16 protein-coding genes and 3 tRNA genes are annotated in these 16,434 nt (G+C 60.8%); 2 read left to right on the forward strand and 17 right to left on the reverse strand.

Annotation, left to right across the window (positions count from 1 at the left end; genetic code table 11):
- Nucleotides 1-29: 29 nt before the first annotated feature.
- Genes HBN63_RS00325 through HBN63_RS00335 form a run of 3 tightly spaced genes read right to left on the reverse strand, consistent with a single transcriptional unit; the run spans nt 30 to nt 2,757 of the window.
- Nucleotides 30-899 carry a rhomboid family intramembrane serine protease gene (locus tag HBN63_RS00325; RefSeq protein ID WP_170047977.1) on the reverse strand — a complete coding sequence of 290 codons (870 nt, stop codon included), beginning with the start codon at nt 897-899 and terminating at the stop codon, nt 30-32.
- Nucleotides 896-1,870 carry a metallophosphoesterase gene (locus HBN63_RS00330; RefSeq protein ID WP_170047978.1) on the reverse strand — a complete coding sequence of 325 codons (975 nt, stop codon included), beginning with the start codon at nt 1,868-1,870 and terminating at the stop codon, nt 896-898. The genes HBN63_RS00325 and HBN63_RS00330 overlap by 4 nt, the downstream gene beginning before the upstream one ends.
- Nucleotides 1,870-2,757, reverse strand: coding sequence for an NAD(+) kinase (locus tag HBN63_RS00335; RefSeq protein WP_090252309.1), 888 nt, complete (start codon nt 2,755-2,757; stop codon nt 1,870-1,872). The genes HBN63_RS00330 and HBN63_RS00335 overlap by 1 nt, the downstream gene beginning before the upstream one ends.
- A gap of 183 nt (nt 2,758-2,940) precedes the next feature.
- On the opposite strand from HBN63_RS00335, the gene HBN63_RS00340 reads away from it, so the two are divergent.
- A complete protein-coding gene (locus HBN63_RS00340) occupies nt 2,941-3,888 on the forward strand; it encodes a DUF1853 family protein (RefSeq protein ID WP_170047979.1) in 948 nt (315 codons plus the stop codon).
- A gap of 1 nt (nt 3,889) precedes the next feature.
- On the opposite strand, the gene HBN63_RS00345 is transcribed toward HBN63_RS00340, so the two are convergent.
- The 5 genes from HBN63_RS00345 to HBN63_RS00365 all read right to left on the reverse strand — a co-directional run bounded on the left by HBN63_RS00345 (nt 3,890) and on the right by HBN63_RS00365 (nt 10,154).
- Nucleotides 3,890-4,999, reverse strand: a complete 1,110-nt coding sequence (locus HBN63_RS00345) for a cyclic nucleotide-binding domain-containing protein (RefSeq protein WP_170047980.1) — start codon at nt 4,997-4,999, stop codon at nt 3,890-3,892.
- 53 nt (nt 5,000-5,052) lie between these two features.
- Nucleotides 5,053-5,988 (reverse strand): pyridoxal-phosphate dependent enzyme, encoded by a 936-nt coding sequence (locus tag HBN63_RS00350; RefSeq protein ID WP_170047981.1) that lies wholly within the window; start codon nt 5,986-5,988, stop codon nt 5,053-5,055.
- A 2-nt stretch (nt 5,989-5,990) separates the two neighbouring features.
- Nucleotides 5,991-7,361 carry a chromosome partitioning protein ParA gene (locus tag HBN63_RS00355; RefSeq protein WP_167145198.1) on the reverse strand — a complete coding sequence of 457 codons (1,371 nt, stop codon included), beginning with the start codon at nt 7,359-7,361 and terminating at the stop codon, nt 5,991-5,993.
- Nucleotides 7,362-7,623: 262 nt separating this feature from the next.
- Nucleotides 7,624-8,055 (reverse strand): nuclear transport factor 2 family protein, encoded by a 432-nt coding sequence (locus tag HBN63_RS00360; RefSeq protein WP_167145200.1) that lies wholly within the window; start codon nt 8,053-8,055, stop codon nt 7,624-7,626.
- Nucleotides 8,056-8,120: 65 nt separating this feature from the next.
- Nucleotides 8,121-10,154 (reverse strand): NADPH-dependent 2,4-dienoyl-CoA reductase, encoded by a 2,034-nt coding sequence (locus HBN63_RS00365; RefSeq protein ID WP_170047982.1) that lies wholly within the window; start codon nt 10,152-10,154, stop codon nt 8,121-8,123.
- Between the two features lie 233 nt (nt 10,155-10,387).
- Between HBN63_RS00365 and HBN63_RS00370 the strand changes: the two genes are divergently transcribed.
- Nucleotides 10,388-11,425, forward strand: coding sequence for an AraC family transcriptional regulator (locus tag HBN63_RS00370; RefSeq protein WP_170048242.1), 1,038 nt, complete (start codon nt 10,388-10,390; stop codon nt 11,423-11,425).
- Between the two features lie 287 nt (nt 11,426-11,712).
- On the opposite strand, the gene HBN63_RS00375 is transcribed toward HBN63_RS00370, so the two are convergent.
- The 9 genes from HBN63_RS00375 to gspH form a co-directional block, all read right to left on the reverse strand.
- Nucleotides 11,713-11,789 (reverse strand) — tRNA-Asp (locus HBN63_RS00375).
- A 99-nt stretch (nt 11,790-11,888) separates the two neighbouring features.
- Nucleotides 11,889-11,965: transfer RNA gene (locus HBN63_RS00380), tRNA-Asp, on the reverse strand.
- 33 nt (nt 11,966-11,998) lie between these two features.
- Nucleotides 11,999-12,074 (reverse strand) — tRNA-Val (locus tag HBN63_RS00385).
- Between the two features lie 125 nt (nt 12,075-12,199).
- Nucleotides 12,200-12,721: a type II secretion system protein M gene (locus tag HBN63_RS00390; protein ID WP_170047983.1), complete on the reverse strand. Its 522-nt coding sequence runs from the start codon at nt 12,719-12,721 to the stop codon at nt 12,200-12,202.
- Complete coding sequence (gene gspL / locus HBN63_RS00395; protein ID WP_170047984.1) at nt 12,718-13,854, reverse strand: type II secretion system protein GspL; 1,137 nt, start codon at nt 13,852-13,854, stop codon at nt 12,718-12,720. The genes HBN63_RS00390 and gspL overlap by 4 nt, the downstream gene beginning before the upstream one ends.
- The gene (gene gspK, locus HBN63_RS00400) at nt 13,851-14,816 is read right to left on the reverse strand and encodes a type II secretion system minor pseudopilin GspK (protein WP_170047985.1); all 966 of its coding nucleotides are present in this window, start codon (nt 14,814-14,816) and stop codon (nt 13,851-13,853) included. Before gspK ends, gspL begins: the two co-directional genes overlap by 4 nt.
- Nucleotides 14,813-15,508 carry a type II secretion system minor pseudopilin GspJ gene (gene gspJ, locus HBN63_RS00405; protein ID WP_170047986.1) on the reverse strand — a complete coding sequence of 232 codons (696 nt, stop codon included), beginning with the start codon at nt 15,506-15,508 and terminating at the stop codon, nt 14,813-14,815. Before gspJ ends, gspK begins: the two co-directional genes overlap by 4 nt.
- Nucleotides 15,505-15,894 (reverse strand): type II secretion system minor pseudopilin GspI, encoded by a 390-nt coding sequence (gene gspI / locus HBN63_RS00410; RefSeq protein WP_170047987.1) that lies wholly within the window; start codon nt 15,892-15,894, stop codon nt 15,505-15,507. The genes gspJ and gspI overlap by 4 nt, the downstream gene beginning before the upstream one ends.
- Nucleotides 15,891-16,433: a type II secretion system minor pseudopilin GspH gene (gene gspH / locus HBN63_RS00415; protein WP_090252280.1), complete on the reverse strand. Its 543-nt coding sequence runs from the start codon at nt 16,431-16,433 to the stop codon at nt 15,891-15,893. Before gspH ends, gspI begins: the two co-directional genes overlap by 4 nt.
- Nucleotide 16,434 lies beyond the last annotated feature (1 nt).

Below are 16,434 nucleotides of genomic sequence, written 5' to 3' on the forward strand. Positions count from 1 at the left end.
AAGTGGCAGTTTACCAGCCTGTAGAAGAACTAACTGTGTCGCCGACGCGCCAGCGCGCCACCGACCAGCCCGGTCAAACAACCGGCAAGCAGGCCGCCGACATGCGCCGCGTTGGCGATAGCGCCGAATTGCAGCAGCTCGAAAATGCCGGTCATACAGATCAGCAGCCAGGCAAGCATCATTACCAATACCCCTGGCGGCAGCCGATAGGCGGGAGTAGGTGCCAACCGCTGGAAGATCCAGCAATGCCCAAGTAAGCCATACAGCACCCCGGACAAGCCGCCAAACAGCGATGGGCCGGCATGCAGGTACTGGGCGAAATTGGCCGTCAAACTGAACAGCAGGCTCAGCCCCAATAACATCATGGCACCCTGACGTGCCTCGATCCGCCGCCCCAGCTCCCAATACCAAAGACTGTTCATGGCCAGATGCAACCAGCCTAAATGGATCAACATCGGCGTCAACAGGCGCCACCATTGGCTGCTGGCAAGGGTCTCATTCAGGTAAGCCAGGTAGATGTGGCCATCCTGAATGCGAAAATCGACAAAACTAAACCAGCGGACTGTCGTGTAATTCTCGCCTGTACCTGTGACAGCAAAGACCACGAAAGTCAGCGCCAGCATGATTGCCGTTAACGGGCTGTTTTTCAGCTGCTGAACAAAGCCCGGAGCACTATTTTTAGAAGCCTGTGACGGCTCAAGCAACACCTCAGCATCGCCCAGCGGATAGCGCCCATAAAGTTCGCGCACTTGCTCGGCCAGTTGCTCACCGGGCACCCAGAGCACCTGCTCGCCCGCCTCTTCCGCGACCCGATGCGGCACCTTTAAGCGCTGCAACAAGGTAATAAAACCACTCAGATCGACATGCTCAGGCAAACGCATTGCCGCGACTGCACTCATGGCCGCGCCTCCGGACTGTCGACATCGACCCACACAAACTTACTGGCCTCCAGACGCGCCTCTTGATCCAACCGATAGGCCACCAGTTTGCCGTTCAAGACGGCGCTGTAATCCAGGCAGGCCAGGTTGCTGCGAATCGGCGCTGGTTTGCCGCTGCGCCAGTAGTGGCCAACAAACAGCAGCGGCTGATCAGCACCGTATTTAAGCAGTTCAGTTTTCTGCATTTCGCTGAGCGGCATCTGCGCTGCCAGTTCCGGCAGAGCATCAGGCTGGAAGACAATATCGCCGTAAGTTTGTGGGTCTTCTTCCCAGAATTTGGTGCGAAAGTGCGCGCGGGTAAAGCCGTCATCGCTGGTCAGGGTCATGCCATGTGGCAAACGCATGTCAGTGCCGCGCAGCAGTCGATCCAGCGCGGTATTGGCAAAACTGCCATGCACGGCAGCGGCTTGGAGAAAATGCTCATCGATGCAGCCATCGGCAAACTGCGCACGCAGCGGCTCAATCAGGCTGTCATCCCAACAGGCATGCACCACACGGAAATGCCCAGCATCGATAAACAGCGGTAACTCGTAGAACCAGTCGAGAAAACCCTGCCACTCCGCCGGGTAAGCGTCGAACTGCTCCAGGGTTTCCTTGATCAGCCGAGCATGCCGTGGCGTGTGCTCACGGACAAACTGCCGACCGCTGCCAGGCGCGGCCGGCGTACTCCAGGCCAAGGCATTGAACTCATGGTTACCCATGATGCATAGCGCCTGTCCGGCCGTAACCATATCGCGCACCAGATGCAACGCTTCACGGATACGCGGGCCACGATCGACCAGATCGCCCAGAAAGATCGCCATACGCTTAGGGTGCTGCCACACCCCCGCCTGCTGGCGGTAGCCCAGGGTGCTGAGCAGGCGTTCCAAGGTTTTTGCGCAGCCATGGATATCGCCGATCAGGTCGTAACCGCGAGCGGGATCGAGGTGCATCAAGCCCCCCCGCCAAGCCGGCTACCCCAGCCCAACTTGTTCCGACAGACTTCGTAATAGTTGTGATCCAGCGGATGAATCAGGCGCAGCTTCTGCGGCCGTTTGGCCACGGTGACCGTGTCACCGGGGGCGCAGGTGAAGTGATTCTGTCCATCACAGGAGACCTGCGGATAGAGCTGCAGATCCTTGGACACGACGATTTTCAGCTCGCTGTTGCCATCCACCACAATCGGTCGACTGGACAGCGTGTGCGGGTACATCGGCACAATCACGATGGCGTCCAGCTTGGGGTGCATGATCGGGCCGCCAGCGGACAGCGCATAGGCCGTGGAGCCGGTCGGTGTGGCGACAATCAAACCGTCGGCCTTCTGACTGCAGACGAACTGGCCATCAATAAACAGCTCGAACTCGATCATCCGCGTGGACTTACCCGGGTGCAGCACCACATCGTTGAGTGCATCGCCCTGGCCGATGGCCTCGCCATTACGGCGCACCTCGGCCTCCAGCAGAAAGCGGTTCTCGGTCAGGTAATGCCCTTCAAGCACCTGGGCCACTTTGACTTCCAGTTCATCGGGGCGAATATCGGTGAGAAAGCCCAGGCTGCCACGGTTTACGCCCAGCACCGGCACCTTATGCCGCGCCAGGGCGCGGGCAGCGCCCAACATGCTGCCATCGCCGCCGACCACGATCACCAGGTCGCACACCTCGCCGAGAATCTTGCGCGACGAGGTCTGCAAGCCATGGCCCGGCAGTACTTCGGCGATGGTGTCTTCGAGGATCACATGCAGGTGGCGGGCGAGCAGAAATTTCTTCAGCCGGCGAATGGTGTCGAGAACCTGGGTGCTGCCCAGTCGACCGATGATGCCGATATTACGAAACTGCTCCATGGTGCTCCCGCCAGGCTCTGGATCTAATGGGTCGGATTATGGGCGAAAGCCCATGGCAGCGGCAAACCGCTGACTGCCTATGGCATCGATTAACAACCCGTTGAGAACGCGTGAATGGTTTTTAAACCCGCCGTATCAATGCACAGTCGACGCCACTTAGCCTTGAAGCGCTATGCTCGCAACATGACGCCCTTTCCTCTGCTCACCGACCTGCCTTCGCAGTTGCGCCAGCCTGCTGTGCGCGACCTGGCCTGGGCGCTGCTCTCGCCGTCGTTGCTGGAACAAACACCCTGGCCACAGCGTCATCCACTCAAAGCCAGTCGCTGGAGCCAGCAACCCGACGCTTTGGCGGACTGGCTGCTGAGCCTGGATGCCGACAGCCATGATTTGCAGCAGTGGCTAAGCCAACGATCAATCCGCCGCCTGGGGCTGTATTACGAACGGCTCTGGCAGTTTGCCCTGAATGCCGCACCGGGTGTCGAGGTACTGGTCGCCAACCTGCCCATCCGCCAACACGGTCATACCCTAGGTGAGCTGGACATGCTGCTGCGTGACGAGGAAGGCGTGCATCACCTGGAGTTGGCCATCAAGCTGTATCTGGGTCAGCCGTCATGCAATGGCACGGATCTGGCGCACTGGCTGGGCCCCGGCAGCCACGACCGCCTGGATCTCAAGCTAATGCATCTAGGCCAGCACCAGTTGCCGTTGTCGGCCCGCGCCGAAGCCCAACAGCGCTTATCCGAGCTGAATATTCAACGGCCACAGGCGGCGCTGTGGCTGGGCGGTTATCTGTTCTATCCCTGGCAGCAGCCATCCTATGCCGCGCCGGCAGAGGGCAACCCTGAACACCTGCGTGGGCGTTGGCTGCATCGTGCTGACTGGAGCGATTTTGCCATGCACACCCCCGGTCAATGGCAGCCATTGGACCGTCACGCCTGGCTAGCGCCTGCGTGTATTGAGGAAGCGTGTTTATGGCCGCTGGAGCATTTCAATCAATGGCTTGCGGCACTACCGAGCGATGCTAACGCACAGCTGCTCGTACGCCTGATTGAAGGCCCACAGAATGATTGGCTGGAAGCCGAGCGAGTATTTTTGGTCAATGACCACTGGCCCGCGCAACCGGGCGACTAGCTCAGAGGCTGCGCTCGGTTCGACCGCCTGAGCGCGCGAGATAGCCCGAACCACTCTCACAGAGCAGCGCATCACGCTGGACCGCCGGCAAGGCATCCACCCCATCACGCAGTGCATAGGCGCGATAGCCAAGCTGCGAAAGTAGAAACACTGCACTGCTGCTGCGCTTGCCGCTGTCGCAGTAACACAGATAAGTACGCGCCTTATCCAGTAAGCGCGCTTTCAGACGCAGCAATTGCAACGGCATATTCAGCGACTGCAGCGCATGGGCACGCTCGTATTCTTCCTGCAGACGCACATCCAACCACTGCGCACCCGCCGCCAGCAAACGTGATGCTTCGCCGAGCGACACCTCATCGACCACCGGAGCCTTCAGCAACGCAAAGAAATCCTGACGATCCAGACGCAGTACCACACCATCTTCCAGCATGGTTACCGTGGCATTGCGTGGGCTGTCGGCCAGCAAGGCCTCCTCACCAAAGCAGGCGCCGATCTCCAGCTCGGCCAACACCTGCTGCGCGCTGCCCGCACCGCGGATCACCTCGGCACGACCATTTTTCAGGAAATAGCAGCTGTCACCGATATCACCCTCCTGCAGCACGGTACTGCCTGCGGCCAGCTCGACACGCTGCAGGCGTGCCAACATAGCGCGCACGTTAGACGGCGGCACCTTGGCAAACAGTGGGTTTTCCAACAGCCGTTCCAACCATTCGACTTCGGCATGATCCTGCCCCAGTTCGAGTAGCAGATCCTGATAAGCCAGGCGCCAGGTCAGCAGCCGGTTGAGGGTCGCGGTGTCTAACGCCAGCACACTGGCATCAGTCAGTGCCCTCGCTTCGTGCAAGCGCGGCAGGCTCGGCGACAACGGATGACAACTGGCCTCACTGCCAGCCTGTAAGCGCTGCGCCTGGCCATCGACCGATTGCAGCAATAGCTCACCCGCCAGCAAGTAATAGGTCAGCCGCGCCTGATCCCCCGGGCGAAACAACAACTGACCCGCCAACAACGGTTGCGGCACCAACTGCGCACGCAATTCGCGCCATTGCTGTTCAGACAGCACATTGAGTGGCGTCAGGCTGCGCAACTGTTCGGGGTTAAGAGGTTCGCTCATGGAGTATCCAGGCTCCGCTGGTGAAATTCAGTGTAGCTGGGTTAATCGGCCGATCATGCTTTCGCCGCCTGCTGCAAGGCCGCGGCACGGCCCTGCAAGCCGCCCGTGTGCACAAACACCAAACGACTGCCGCGAGCAAAGTAACCGGCCTCGACCTGCTGGCGCAACGCCATTAATGCCTTGGCGGTATACAGCGGCTCCAGCGGCACACCACTCTGCGTTTCTGCCGCCTGCATAAAATGGAGCAATTCAGCATCCACCTTGGCAAATCCACCACGGCTGGCCTCATGCAGCTGATAAGACCCCACCGGCATACCGGCCGCCTGAATAATCGTTTGCACCTGCTGCTCGACGCCATGATCCGCCGGTACAGCGAGCGCCGCATGCACCGGATGCGCAGCCGCTTCACCGAGCAGCAAACCGGCCAGCGTGGTGCCCGTCCCTGCTGCCAACCACCAGGCATCGTAATCAGCCCACCCCAGAGCTGGAAGCTGCTGGCGAACGTGCTGCACCAAGCCCATACACCCCAGCGCACCCGGCAGACCACCACCGCCCTCCGGCACTGGATAGAAACCCGGATAAAGCGCTTGCCATGGCAACCAGAAATCAGCCGCATGTCGAGCCCGGTAGCCCGCATAACCCAGCCAGTGCAGCTGCATACCGAAGGCCTGCAGATCATCCACAGTCGGAGTCTGCTGCGGATGGCCGCGCAGGAGCCCGACCGTCTGGAAATTGAAACGTTTACCGGCAGCGGCCAGGGCATGCAGATGATTGGAATGCGCGCCGCCCAGGCTGATCAAGCCCGAGGCGCCAGCGACCTCTGCAGCGCGCAGATGATGGGTGAGCTTGAACCATTTATTACCGCTGATAAGTGGGTCGAGCAGGTCAAGGCGCAGCACCGCCAGCTCAACTCCAGCAGCCACCGACCAATCCAACGGAAAGTGCCGCAACGGGGCATGGGGCGCCCACTCAGGCAGGACAACAGACAAGGTTAACTGACAGTGCGCAAACGGCTACTGGCTTTGTGCCGCGCACAGCAATTGGATTCACCCAAAACAAAACGGCTCGGCGTATCGATACGGTCGATGGGGATGGCGCAACGCTCGCCACTGGGCAAAGAAGCCTCACAACTCGGTTTCTGATAATGCGCCAACCAGTGACGGTATTGCTCTTCGCTGACAAAACACTTGGCAGCGGCATAAGCCAGCGGGTTGTCCTGGTAGGCAGCGATGTCCTGCAGCGGGATGGTCAGGTGACCCGCGCCTGGGTGATAGACCACAAAGACCACACCGAGCTTGGCCAGGCGCTCGAGAATCTGATCACCGCCCTGACTGGCCAGATCGGCGTATGCACGTTTGAGGCGATTGATCTCCTGCAGCGCTTGCGTGTCCTGCTCGCCGCGATAAGCCAGCTCGACATCGCGAATGGCAATCTGCTCTTTGTATTCAGCCACTGCAGAGGCAATCTTGGCCTGCATCTCGCCTTCGAACTGCGCGCGCAAGCTGTCACTCTCACTGCGACCATCACGTTCCAGCGCCCGCAGTTGCTCGGTCATCTCCTCACGGGAGGTCTGGAAACTGGCCGCCTGTGCAGCCAGCTGCGCCTTCAACGCAGCATTGTGCTCTTCTTGCTGACGCAATGCCTGGTGCAGACCGTGGATTTGCGCCTGCAAGTTCTTGCTCTGCTCGTCGCTGGCCAACTTGAACTTGGCCAGCTCTTCCTCATGCTGCTGGGTCAGGCTGCTGATGCGCAGACGTTGCTGCTTGATCAGTTGTGCAGCTTTCAGACGCTGTTCCTGATCAAGCTTCTCGGTGGCCTTGGCAGCTTCTTCCTGAGCGGGATCAGGTGCGTACCACTTATCCTCCGAAGCCATTTGCAAGCGCTCAGGGGCCACTGCCTGAGTGCTTTCATCTTCGGCGAGAAGCCCCAAGCTATTGCGTTTGACCACATCGCGCAGCAGTGCCAGGTCGTTATTGCCTGGGGTCAGGCTGGGGTCCCACAGGTGCATCTGGTGCCAGGACACCGGACACTGGCTGCGGCACGCCAGGCGAATCGGTCCGGCACCCAGATCAGGGCCGCGCCCTGCCCGCTCAGCCAAAGCCTGCAAGGGGATATTCCAACCGGAATCCGGCGCACCCTTTTCGTCGAAATCGAGGTAGAAAAACACCAGCGCCTTGATCAGCAAGCGCGGGTTGATCAGCACATAGGCCACCCGCATCTGCTCGTCGGCGAACTCCGGCATATTCACTACGCCATCGAGCAACGCTTCGAACTCAGGGAAAAACATTTGCTTGCAGATGCCACCGCGCTCACTGAAGAACAGTACGGCCTCAACCATCTGTGGCTTGTTCTGCATGCTCATCGCTTTTCCTCTAGGCCGAAACGGGGCTCCGCTCAGCGGTCACTCATCTTGATCATGCTGCGCAAAAAATGGCGCACATGACAAGACTGCCAACAATCTGACGGGCTAAGCAATACCTATGTTGCAGGCGCTATAACCTTGTTCAGGCAAGTCTAGGGGAAAAACCAAGCCCAGCAATGTGACTGGGTTGGCAGTCACCCTGCCACCAGACCGCTAAAAACAGGCCGACAGGGCGAAACTGTGATGGGTTTGGTGCAACGTCTCAGGCTTTTGCCGCGGCCAAAAAAGGGGCCAGCCGCCGACCCATTTCTTCACCTAGGGCCTGCAGACCGCTCATGGGGCGCACCATCACTTCAAATTCGACAATTTTGCCGGCCTCATCGAAGCGAATCATGTCGATACCCTTCAGCTCGCGCTCACCCACTTTGGCACTGAATTCCAGTACCACATTGAGACCATCAGCGCTGGCTAGCTCGCGGTGGTAGGCAAAGTCGACAAACACCTTGCTCACCGTGTTAAGGATAAGCGACACCATGGGCGCACCGGCATAGGGTTTGTAGGCCATGGGCGAACGGAACACCGCTTGCGGATGCAGCAATTCCGGCAGGCTGCGCAGGTCGTTGTTCTGCATCAGAGCATGCCATTGCGCGAGCGTAGCGGCGGCGGCCGCTTGTAGTTGAGAATTTTCGGACACGGGCTTCTCCTTATTGTTGTAAGCCGTATGCAAAACGCCCCGCACTAGGCGGGGCGTCGGCTGCGTTAGAGTTCGGCAGCGAGGCGCGAGCCCTGGTTGATTGCACGTTTGGCATCCAGCTCACTGGCGACATCGGCACCACCAATCAGGTGCACGCTCTGCCCGGCGTTTTCCAGGCCTTCCTGCAGTTCACGCAACGGGTCCTGGCCAGCGCAAACAATCACCGTGTCCACCGGTAACACCTGCGGCTCGCCACCGGCGATGCTGATATGCAGGCCGGCGTCGTCGACCTTGAGGTACTCGACCGAGTTGAGCATCTGCACGTTCTTGTTTTTCAGACCGGTGCGATGGATCCAGCCCGTGGTCTTGCCCAAGCCATCGCCGACCTTGGATTTTTTGCGCTGCAGCAGGAACACTTCACGCGCCGCCGGATGCGGATGGGCCTGCACGCCCGCCACGCCGCCGCGAGCTTCCAGCGCAGTGTCGATGCCCCACTCTTTCCAGAACTCTTCGCGGTTGAGGCTGGTGGACTCGCCCTGATGGGTAATGAACTCGGACACGTCGAAGCCGATGCCACCGGCGCCAATCACCGCGACCTTCTGGCCAACCGGCTTGCGCTGCAGAATGGCGTCTAGATAGCTGATTACTTTGGCGTGTTCGATACCCGGAATAGCCGGGGTGCGTGGCGCAATACCGGTGGCCAGGATGATCTCGTCGTAGCCGCCCTTAGCCAGGTCATCAGCCGATACGCGGGTGTTCAAGCGCAGATCAACGCCTGTGGTTTCCAGCTTGCGCTTGAAGTAGCGCAGGGTTTCAAAGAACTCTTCCTTGCCCGGCACACGCTTGGCCACGTTGAATTGGCCGCCGATTTCGCTGGCCGAATCGAACAGGGTCACGCTGTGACCACGCTCAGCGGCCACGGTGGCCGCTGACAGGCCAGCAGGACCAGCACCGACCACGGCAACCTTCTTCACCGTAGTGGTCGGAATGTAGTTCAGCTCGGTCTCGTGGCAAGCACGTGGGTTGACCAGGCAGCTGGTCAGCTTGCCACCAAAGGTGTGGTCCAGGCAGGCCTGGTTACAACCGATGCAGGTGTTGATCTCATCGCTGCGACCTTCGGCCGCTTTGTTGACGAAGTCTGGGTCGGCGAGGAATGGACGCGCCATGGAGACCATGTCAGCGTCACCCTCAGCCAGCACTTGCTCGGCCACTTCCGGGGTGTTGATGCGGTTGGTGGTGATCAGCGGAATACTGACCTCGCCGCGCAGCTTGGCGGTGACCTTGGTGAACGCGGCGCGCGGCACCTTGGTGGCGATGGTCGGAATACGCGCTTCATGCCAGCCGATGCCGGTATTGATCAGGGTCGCGCCGGCTTTTTCGATGGCTTTGGCCAACAGGACGATCTCGTCCCAGGTGCTGCCGCCTTCAACCAGATCCAGCATCGACAGGCGATAGATGATGATGAAGTTCGGGCCGACGGCCTCACGTACGCGACGGACGATCTCCACCGGCAAACGCATGCGGTTCTCGTAGCTACCGCCCCAACGGTCGGTACGGTGGTTGGTGTGCGCGGCAAGGAACTGGTTAATGAAATAACCTTCCGACCCCATGATCTCCACACCGTCGTACTCGGCCTGCTGGGCCAGCACGGAGCAGGTGATGAAATCCTGGATCTGCTTCTCTATGCCTTCCTCGTCCAGCTCTTTCGGCTTGAACGGGTTGATCGGCGCCTGGATCGCGCTCGGCGCTACCGATTTAGGGCTGTAGGCGTAGCGACCGGCGTGGAGAATCTGCATGCAGATCTTGCCGTCCGCAGCGTGCACAGCGCGGGTCACGATCTTGTGCTTTTCGGCTTCTTCCGGGGTGGTCAGCTTGGCTGCGCCGGAATACACACCACCTTCATCGTTCGGGCCGATACCACCGGTGACCATTAAGCCAACGCCACCACGGGCACGCTCGGCGAAATACGCCGCCATGCGCTCAAAACCATTAGGCTTTTCTTCCAACCCGGTGTGCATCGAGCCCATCAGGGTGCGGTTCTTCAGCGTGGTGAAGCCCAGATCAAGCGGGGCCAGCAGATTGGGGTACAGAGCAGTCATGGATATCTCCACATCGGGTGTTGGCTTTCACGGATGCCGCAACCTCTTAGCGGGTCGCGGTCGAATATGGTCTAGACGATAATCAGCCGCGCCGAACAGCTCAATGACTAAAAGTAACAACCTAATGATCAAAAAGATCAGCAGCTCTTGGCAAAACCCATACGCCTGCCTACCCTGGCGGCCTTGTCTAAATGCCCAACACGATTGGGCGCAGTCGGGATAACGACGCAATGCTGAAAAGCACACGGGTCAAACTCGGTGACCTCTCGGTAGGATTTGTCGACAGTCTGGCCGACGCCATGCGCCATTGCGCCGAGGACCCACAACCGCTGCTCGACAGTTATGGCCTGGATGCCGCACGCCTGGCCGAGCCGCGCGCGCGGCTGTCGATCCCGCGTTATATGCGCCTGGGTCATAGTGCCATCCAGCAATGCGGCGAACCCGGCCTGGGCCTGCTGATGGGGCAAACCAGCCGCCTGAGCCAACTGGGCCTGGCAGGTGTGACGGCGATGCAGGCACCGACCGTGCGGGAAGCGGCGCGCGCGCTGATTCGCTTTGAGCCGCTGTATGCCAGCAACTACCGTGGCCAATCCAGTCTGCATGAAGACGCTCAGGGCGCCTGGCTGCGCTTCTATTCGATAAGCCCATACAACGCTTACAACCGCTTCGTGGTCGACTCAGTGCTGGCCAGCTGGGCACAGCAACTGTGCAAGCTGGCGCAACAGGACCTGCCCGTGGAGAAAGTGCAGATCGAATTTCCTGCACCTGACTATGCGGTGCAATACGCCGCGCTGTTTGCCTGCCCGGTGGAATTTGCCAGTGAACACAACCAGCTGCGCCTGAGTCAGCAAAGCTTGAACCTACGCAACCCGGAGCACTGCCCAAGCACCTGGCGGCACCTGATGGAAATCTGTGAACGGGAACTGACGCAGCTGACCCGCACCCGTAACCTGCGCGAGCGCATTACTCAGCTGCTCGGCCCATTGCTGCACGGCCGCGAACCGGACCTCGCCGAAGTAGCCGCGCGCCTGCAGCTACCGACCTGGACCCTGCGGCGCAAGCTGGCCGAGGAAGGCACGCAGTTTCGCAGCATTCTCAACGACACCCGCCGCGACCTGGCCATGGCCTATATCCGCGACACCGAACTGGCCTTCGGTGAAATCGCCTACCTGCTCGGCTTTGCCTCGGCCGAAGCCTTCCAGCGCGCGTTCAAACGCTGGAACCAGCAAACCCCAGGCGAATATCGCCGCGAGCAGCGCCGAGCGCTCTAGCAGCGCTAAAAGGATCAGAGCTCGGTGGCGTCTTCGTCGCGCTCCGGCACATCCTGCTCGGTGGCGCGCGCTTCCAGCAGCTCTTCTTGATAATCGTCCATTGCCTATTCCTCCCACTCGATATGTCAGCGACTGCTCATTGCATAAACAAAGAACATGCCAATCAAGCTAGAGCAGGCAGATGAACGCAAGATGACAGGTTGTCGCGCGACAGCTCTAGCGACGCATGACAAGGAATTGCAGGCAATAAAAAACCCGCTGATATCGCTATCAGCGGGCTTCCTATATGGCGCAGCGGACGGGACTCGAACCCGCGACCCCCGGCGTGACAGGCCGGTATTCTAACCGACTGAACTACCGCTGCATGTCGGTGGACTTTCGTCCGTACAACTCTTGCTTCGTCTGACGAAGCAGCCTTTAGGGCTTCTTCATCTCAGCTTGAGCGAACTCAAACTGGAAAATATGGCGCAGCGGACGGGACTCGAACCCGCGACCCCCGGCGTGACAGGCCGGTATTCTAACCGACTGAACTACCGCTGCGCGTCGGTGGACTTTCGTCCGGTTTCACAAGAGTGGTGGGTGATGACGGGATCGAACCGCCGACCCTCTGCTTGTAAGGCAGATGCTCTCCCAGCTGAGCTAATCACCCGCTGCTTGCGAGGCGCGAAATTTACGCAAGGGCCGCACCTAAGTCAACACCCTGCTTCAAGTTTTTCTAAAAAAGTGCAAAAAACGCTGCCCTTGCCAGGTGCTATCGCAGGGCACGCCGCACCCTTATTGCGCCACCCGCAGGCTGAGCCGGGCAGCCACTTTATTGTCCTCAGCACGATCTAACCCGGCTTCAGCGATTTGCACGCCCTGCTCCTGCAGCACAGTGAACCAACGCAGCAACTGGGCAAAAGGCGCCGGCTGCAGATTGAGCTGCACAGCACCATCGCCGGAATTGTCCAACCGCTCGATGGTCAGCCCCTGGATTGCCGCCGAGGCCGTGACCATGCCTTGCAGCCGCTCCGGATCAATCGCCTGCTGCGGGGTACTGGCCAGATTGCGCGCCGCCGGCGCCTGGCTATGCAGGTAGGCATTCAACTCGCGCTGCGTTTCAAACGCATTGCGCGCAGCGGCCAGGCGCTCCTGCGTCGGTTGCCAGAGTGTCAGGTAGAGCAACACCAGCAGCAGAAACGCGCCCAAGCCACCAAGCGAGAACTGCTCACGCGGCGCCAGAGCACGCCAGCGCTGCAGCAACAGCGAATTATCCAATTGCGCGGTAAAGCCTTTGCCTTGCGGAACCATGCTCATCCTCCGATCACCACGCGCGCGCTGACGCCACTGCCTTCACGGCTGGCTGAGCCCAACTGCACCGCCAAGCCAGTTTCTTGCAAGCGCTCACGCAGACGCTCCAGTTCGGCAAAGCCGGCAGCCTGTACCTGCATGGCCAGATCGCCACGTACTTCACTGAAATCCACCTGACTGATCTGCACCTGGCCGCCCTCAGCAGCCAACGCGCCGCTGACCTGGGCAAGCAAGCCGAGCAGACGGGTTTGCCCACTGCCCGCGCCTGCCTGCAGATGCTGATCAAACTGCGCACGCAGGTTGACCAGCTTGCTGTCCTGCGGGAACAGCTCCTTGTACAACGCGGCGCTGGAGGCAGCGTATTCATCGGCCTGACGCTGCAGGTGCCAGCCCTGCGCCAGATTGAAGCCCCACTGCAGCACCAGCCACATGCCGACCAGCCCCAGCAAGGGCCGCCAGCGTTGCCAGTGGCCATTACTGCTTTGCACGGCGAACTCGCCCTGGGCCAGGTTATTGCGCAGCGGCTGTTGAGCGAGCCAAACAAAGGGCTCGGTCACCGCCATGCGTTCATCTACCGGCTGTGGCGCTTGATGCTGAGAATCACACCAGGCCACCTGCGGTTGCACACACAAGGGGCTCAGCTGCGGCCAGTCCTGCGCCTGCAGCGCCATTTGCGAGACATTTTCGCCGCCCAGCAACCAGCGGCCATGCAGCGGCAAGAGCGCAGTACCCGGCCCGGGCAACAGATCGGCATCCACCACAATCGCCTGCGGCGCTGCGGGGCACAACGCCAGCCAGCCGGCCAACCAGCTGCGGCGCACGGCAAACACCCGGTGACGGCCATCGGCCAATTGCTCGCCCAACGCCAGGTGCATCAGTTCGACTTCTTCGGCAAGCAGCTCTTCCACCGCAAACGGCAACGCCTGACGCAGCCAGCGGGCTTTGCGCGTCGGCAGGTTAACCGCGCAGGCCGTTACCGCCTCAACGGGCAGGACCAGGGTCCAGCTAGTGGCAAGCTGCATCTGCGCGTCACCAAACGCCAGGGTTTCACTTACCCCGTCGGCCACCCTGTGCACGGGTAGATCCGCCTGCGCGCCAGCACAGGCGGCGGGAGGCAGAAATACATAGGTCTGACTCATGGTTCGACTTCCTCAACGGGCGCCGGCGGCATACCGCCCTGCCCCAAATCACGGGCTAGAACATACAACTTGCCATCGCTGGCGCGCTGCAAGGTACTGCGTAAAACCTGACGGCGCTCACCCACAGTGACCTCGCTGAGCACCTGAAAATATTGACTACCCACAGCCAACCCTTGGCTCTGCACCTGCAAGCCGCTCAGCTGCGCGGTAAAGCTCGGTAAATCACGATAGCCCTCACTGCCCCGCGCGGCGACCAGGCCCTGAGCAGTACTCAGCGGCAACCCTTCAGCCACGCTGGCCAGCACGTGCGCGCTGGCGGTATTGACGTTAAGCGTGGCATCCGCCGGCAAGGCGCTGACATAAGGTAATAAGCGCTGGTAATCCGCCTCGGTCATTTCCAGCAACAGGCGCAGCTCGGAGACATCCTTCAACTCGCGGTTGCCTGCGCGATAAGGTGGCTGCGCGAGCAGGTACTGATTGTCTTCCGCACCGTAACCGCCGCCTGGCTGATCATCGGCATCCAGCCAATCGAGCAGCCGCTCGGCGTAAGGCGCTTCGATCTGCAACCCCAGCAGCAGACGACGAAATTGCGCCACGGCGGCCTCATTAGGCTGGCCCTGACGCAGCAAGCTGTTGAGGTTGAAACGTGCGGTCAGATCGGTGATCTGCACCCGCAAGGCGCCGCCCTCATCCAGGGCAAAGGGCGCTCGGGCTTTGGCCCAGGCCTCGCCCGGATGATCCACCGGCGCACGCGGGTCACCTTCGCGCAGGTCGCGCTGCAGAACGGCCTTGGCCAGGGTCTCGCCACCCAGGGCGTACTGCCAGGCCTGGCGCACATGCAGCTGATTAGCGCTGCTGCGGATCGACAGTTGCTGACGGGCGATAATCCCGGCGCTGACCACAGTGACCACCGCTACCACCAGCAACACGGTAATCAGCGCCATGCCGCGTTGCCGACTCATGAGCGCGGCTCCTCGGGAATATCGCCGCCGGGCTCCGCAGGATCGTCCGGGCTAGGCTCGGGCGCCTGTTGCAGACGCTCCGGCAAGCCTTCGGGCAGGCGCAGCACACGGCGCAGCTCACCATAACGGCGATGCTCCAGCACCAGTTCAACGGCCTGCGGCAACAGCTTGAGTGCATCGTCCGGGTTGTTGCCCAGGGGCGGCCAACTGGTCTGCCAGCTGCCTTCCTGATCCAGATAACGCAACTGCAGTCGGGTCACCCCATCCAGCGCCTGTTGCACCTGCGGCTGACTGTCTTGCGCCTGATCCAGCACCGTCCAGTACTGACGTTGCCACTGCTCGCCACTGAGCTGCCAGCGCACCCGCTGCAAACCGGAGCGCGACTGCCCCAGCGGATTGCGCCAACCGCTGCGGGTCAGCTCCAGGGCTGGGTTATCCAGGTCCTCACCAACCAAAGCGGCGCGTGGATCACCAAAGGGATCACGTGTGGGCCTGGCCTGCACCTGCAACACATCGCGTTCGAATGCAGCCATGGCGCGCACCAGCTCGCGAAGTTGCAGTTCATGGTCACGGGTGACCCTGTCGGTTTGCAGCACGCTGTCAAGCATGCGGTAGGTGCCCAGCCCCAGCAGGGCAAAGATGGCGATGGCGATCAGCAATTCAAGCAGGGTAAAACCGCGCGCGCCCCTCATTGCAGCACCCCGAGAAAACCATTCAGGCTGACCACTGCGCGCTCACGCACATCACCGCCTAAACGCCCCTGCTCTGCGGGCGCGACCCACAGGGTGACGCGGCGCATATCTGCCTCACTGGTGGCCAGCACCTCGCTTTGCCATTGCCAGCGCCGCCCTGCGAAATCCACCTCGCCCTGGTCGCGGCCATCAGCAACCGAAGTCTTCGACAACTGCAACTCCGCCAGCTGGTTGTCGGCGATCCACATGGCCAGGGTCTTTTCTTCCAACCGCGAGGCGGTTTGCAGGCTGCGCGCGGTGGCCGTCAGTACGCTAGCGGCGACCAGCGCAAAAATTGCCAAAGCAACCAGCACCTCAAGCAGGGTAAAACCGCCCGCGCGCCTCATCGTTTGCGCCCTGCCGGCTGCTCACTCTCAACCTTGGGCAGCTGAAAACCATCACTGACCAATTGCAGGCGCAGCCCATCGGCGCGGCGCTCGGCCAAGCGCAAACGAAACGGACTGATTTCCCCGCTCGAGAGCAACAACAACTGCGGCGTCAGTGCACCTTTGCTGGGTTCTTCGCCCTCTGGCAGCGGTAGCTCCAGCGCCGCACCTTCCAGCTCGACACTCAGCTCGGCCCAGCCCGGCAGCTTATGCGGCTTGGCCGACAAGGCCTGCCAACTCTGCTTCGCCGAGTCGTAGCGCAGCACTTGGTAGGCCTCACGACTGAGCAGCAGGCCGTACTCCTGGTTATCCAGCACCGCTTCCTCGGCCAGCACGCCAATCAACCCGGCCAGCCGTTCGGCTTCGTTATGCAACTCGCGTCCAGGACCGGCGATGCCCACGCTGAGCACCGCAATACCGATCAGGCTGCCGAGAATCACCAGCACCACCAGCAGTTCGATCAGGGTAAAGCCCCCAGCCTGGCTCGGTTGCTGGCGCATG

This window comes from Pseudomonas sp. WS 5011, assembly GCF_012985775.1.
Classification (GTDB): Bacteria; Pseudomonadota; Gammaproteobacteria; order Pseudomonadales; family Pseudomonadaceae; genus Aquipseudomonas; species Aquipseudomonas peli.

What these genes read in the sequence shown, in the direction of transcription:
- gspL (WP_170047984.1), bottom strand. Translation starts at nt 13,854, where the DNA reads ATGAGTCAGACCTATGTATTTCTGCCTCCCGCCGCCTGTGCTGGCGCG.
- HBN63_RS00355 (WP_167145198.1), bottom strand. Translation starts at nt 7,361, where the DNA reads ATGAGCATGCAGAACAAGCCACAGATGGTTGAGGCCGTACTGTTCTTC.
- HBN63_RS00340 (WP_170047979.1), top strand. Translation starts at nt 2,941, where the DNA reads ATGACGCCCTTTCCTCTGCTCACCGACCTGCCTTCGCAGTTGCGCCAG.
- HBN63_RS00325 (WP_170047977.1), bottom strand. Translation starts at nt 899, where the DNA reads ATGAGTGCAGTCGCGGCAATGCGTTTGCCTGAGCATGTCGATCTGAGT.
- HBN63_RS00330 (WP_170047978.1), bottom strand. Translation starts at nt 1,870, where the DNA reads ATGCACCTCGATCCCGCTCGCGGTTACGACCTGATCGGCGATATCCAT.
- gspK (WP_170047985.1), bottom strand. Translation starts at nt 14,816, where the DNA reads ATGAGTCGGCAACGCGGCATGGCGCTGATTACCGTGTTGCTGGTGGTA.
- gspI (WP_170047987.1), bottom strand. Translation starts at nt 15,894, where the DNA reads ATGAGGCGCGCGGGCGGTTTTACCCTGCTTGAGGTGCTGGTTGCTTTG.
- HBN63_RS00335 (WP_090252309.1), bottom strand. Translation starts at nt 2,757, where the DNA reads ATGGAGCAGTTTCGTAATATCGGCATCATCGGTCGACTGGGCAGCACC.
- HBN63_RS00365 (WP_170047982.1), bottom strand. Translation starts at nt 10,154, where the DNA reads ATGACTGCTCTGTACCCCAATCTGCTGGCCCCGCTTGATCTGGGCTTC.
- gspJ (WP_170047986.1), bottom strand. Translation starts at nt 15,508, where the DNA reads ATGAGGGGCGCGCGCGGTTTTACCCTGCTTGAATTGCTGATCGCCATC.
- HBN63_RS00345 (WP_170047980.1), bottom strand. Translation starts at nt 4,999, where the DNA reads ATGAGCGAACCTCTTAACCCCGAACAGTTGCGCAGCCTGACGCCACTC.
- gspH (WP_090252280.1), bottom strand. Translation starts at nt 16,433, where the DNA reads ATGCGCCAGCAACCGAGCCAGGCTGGGGGCTTTACCCTGATCGAACTG.
- HBN63_RS00390 (WP_170047983.1), bottom strand. Translation starts at nt 12,721, where the DNA reads ATGAGCATGGTTCCGCAAGGCAAAGGCTTTACCGCGCAATTGGATAAT.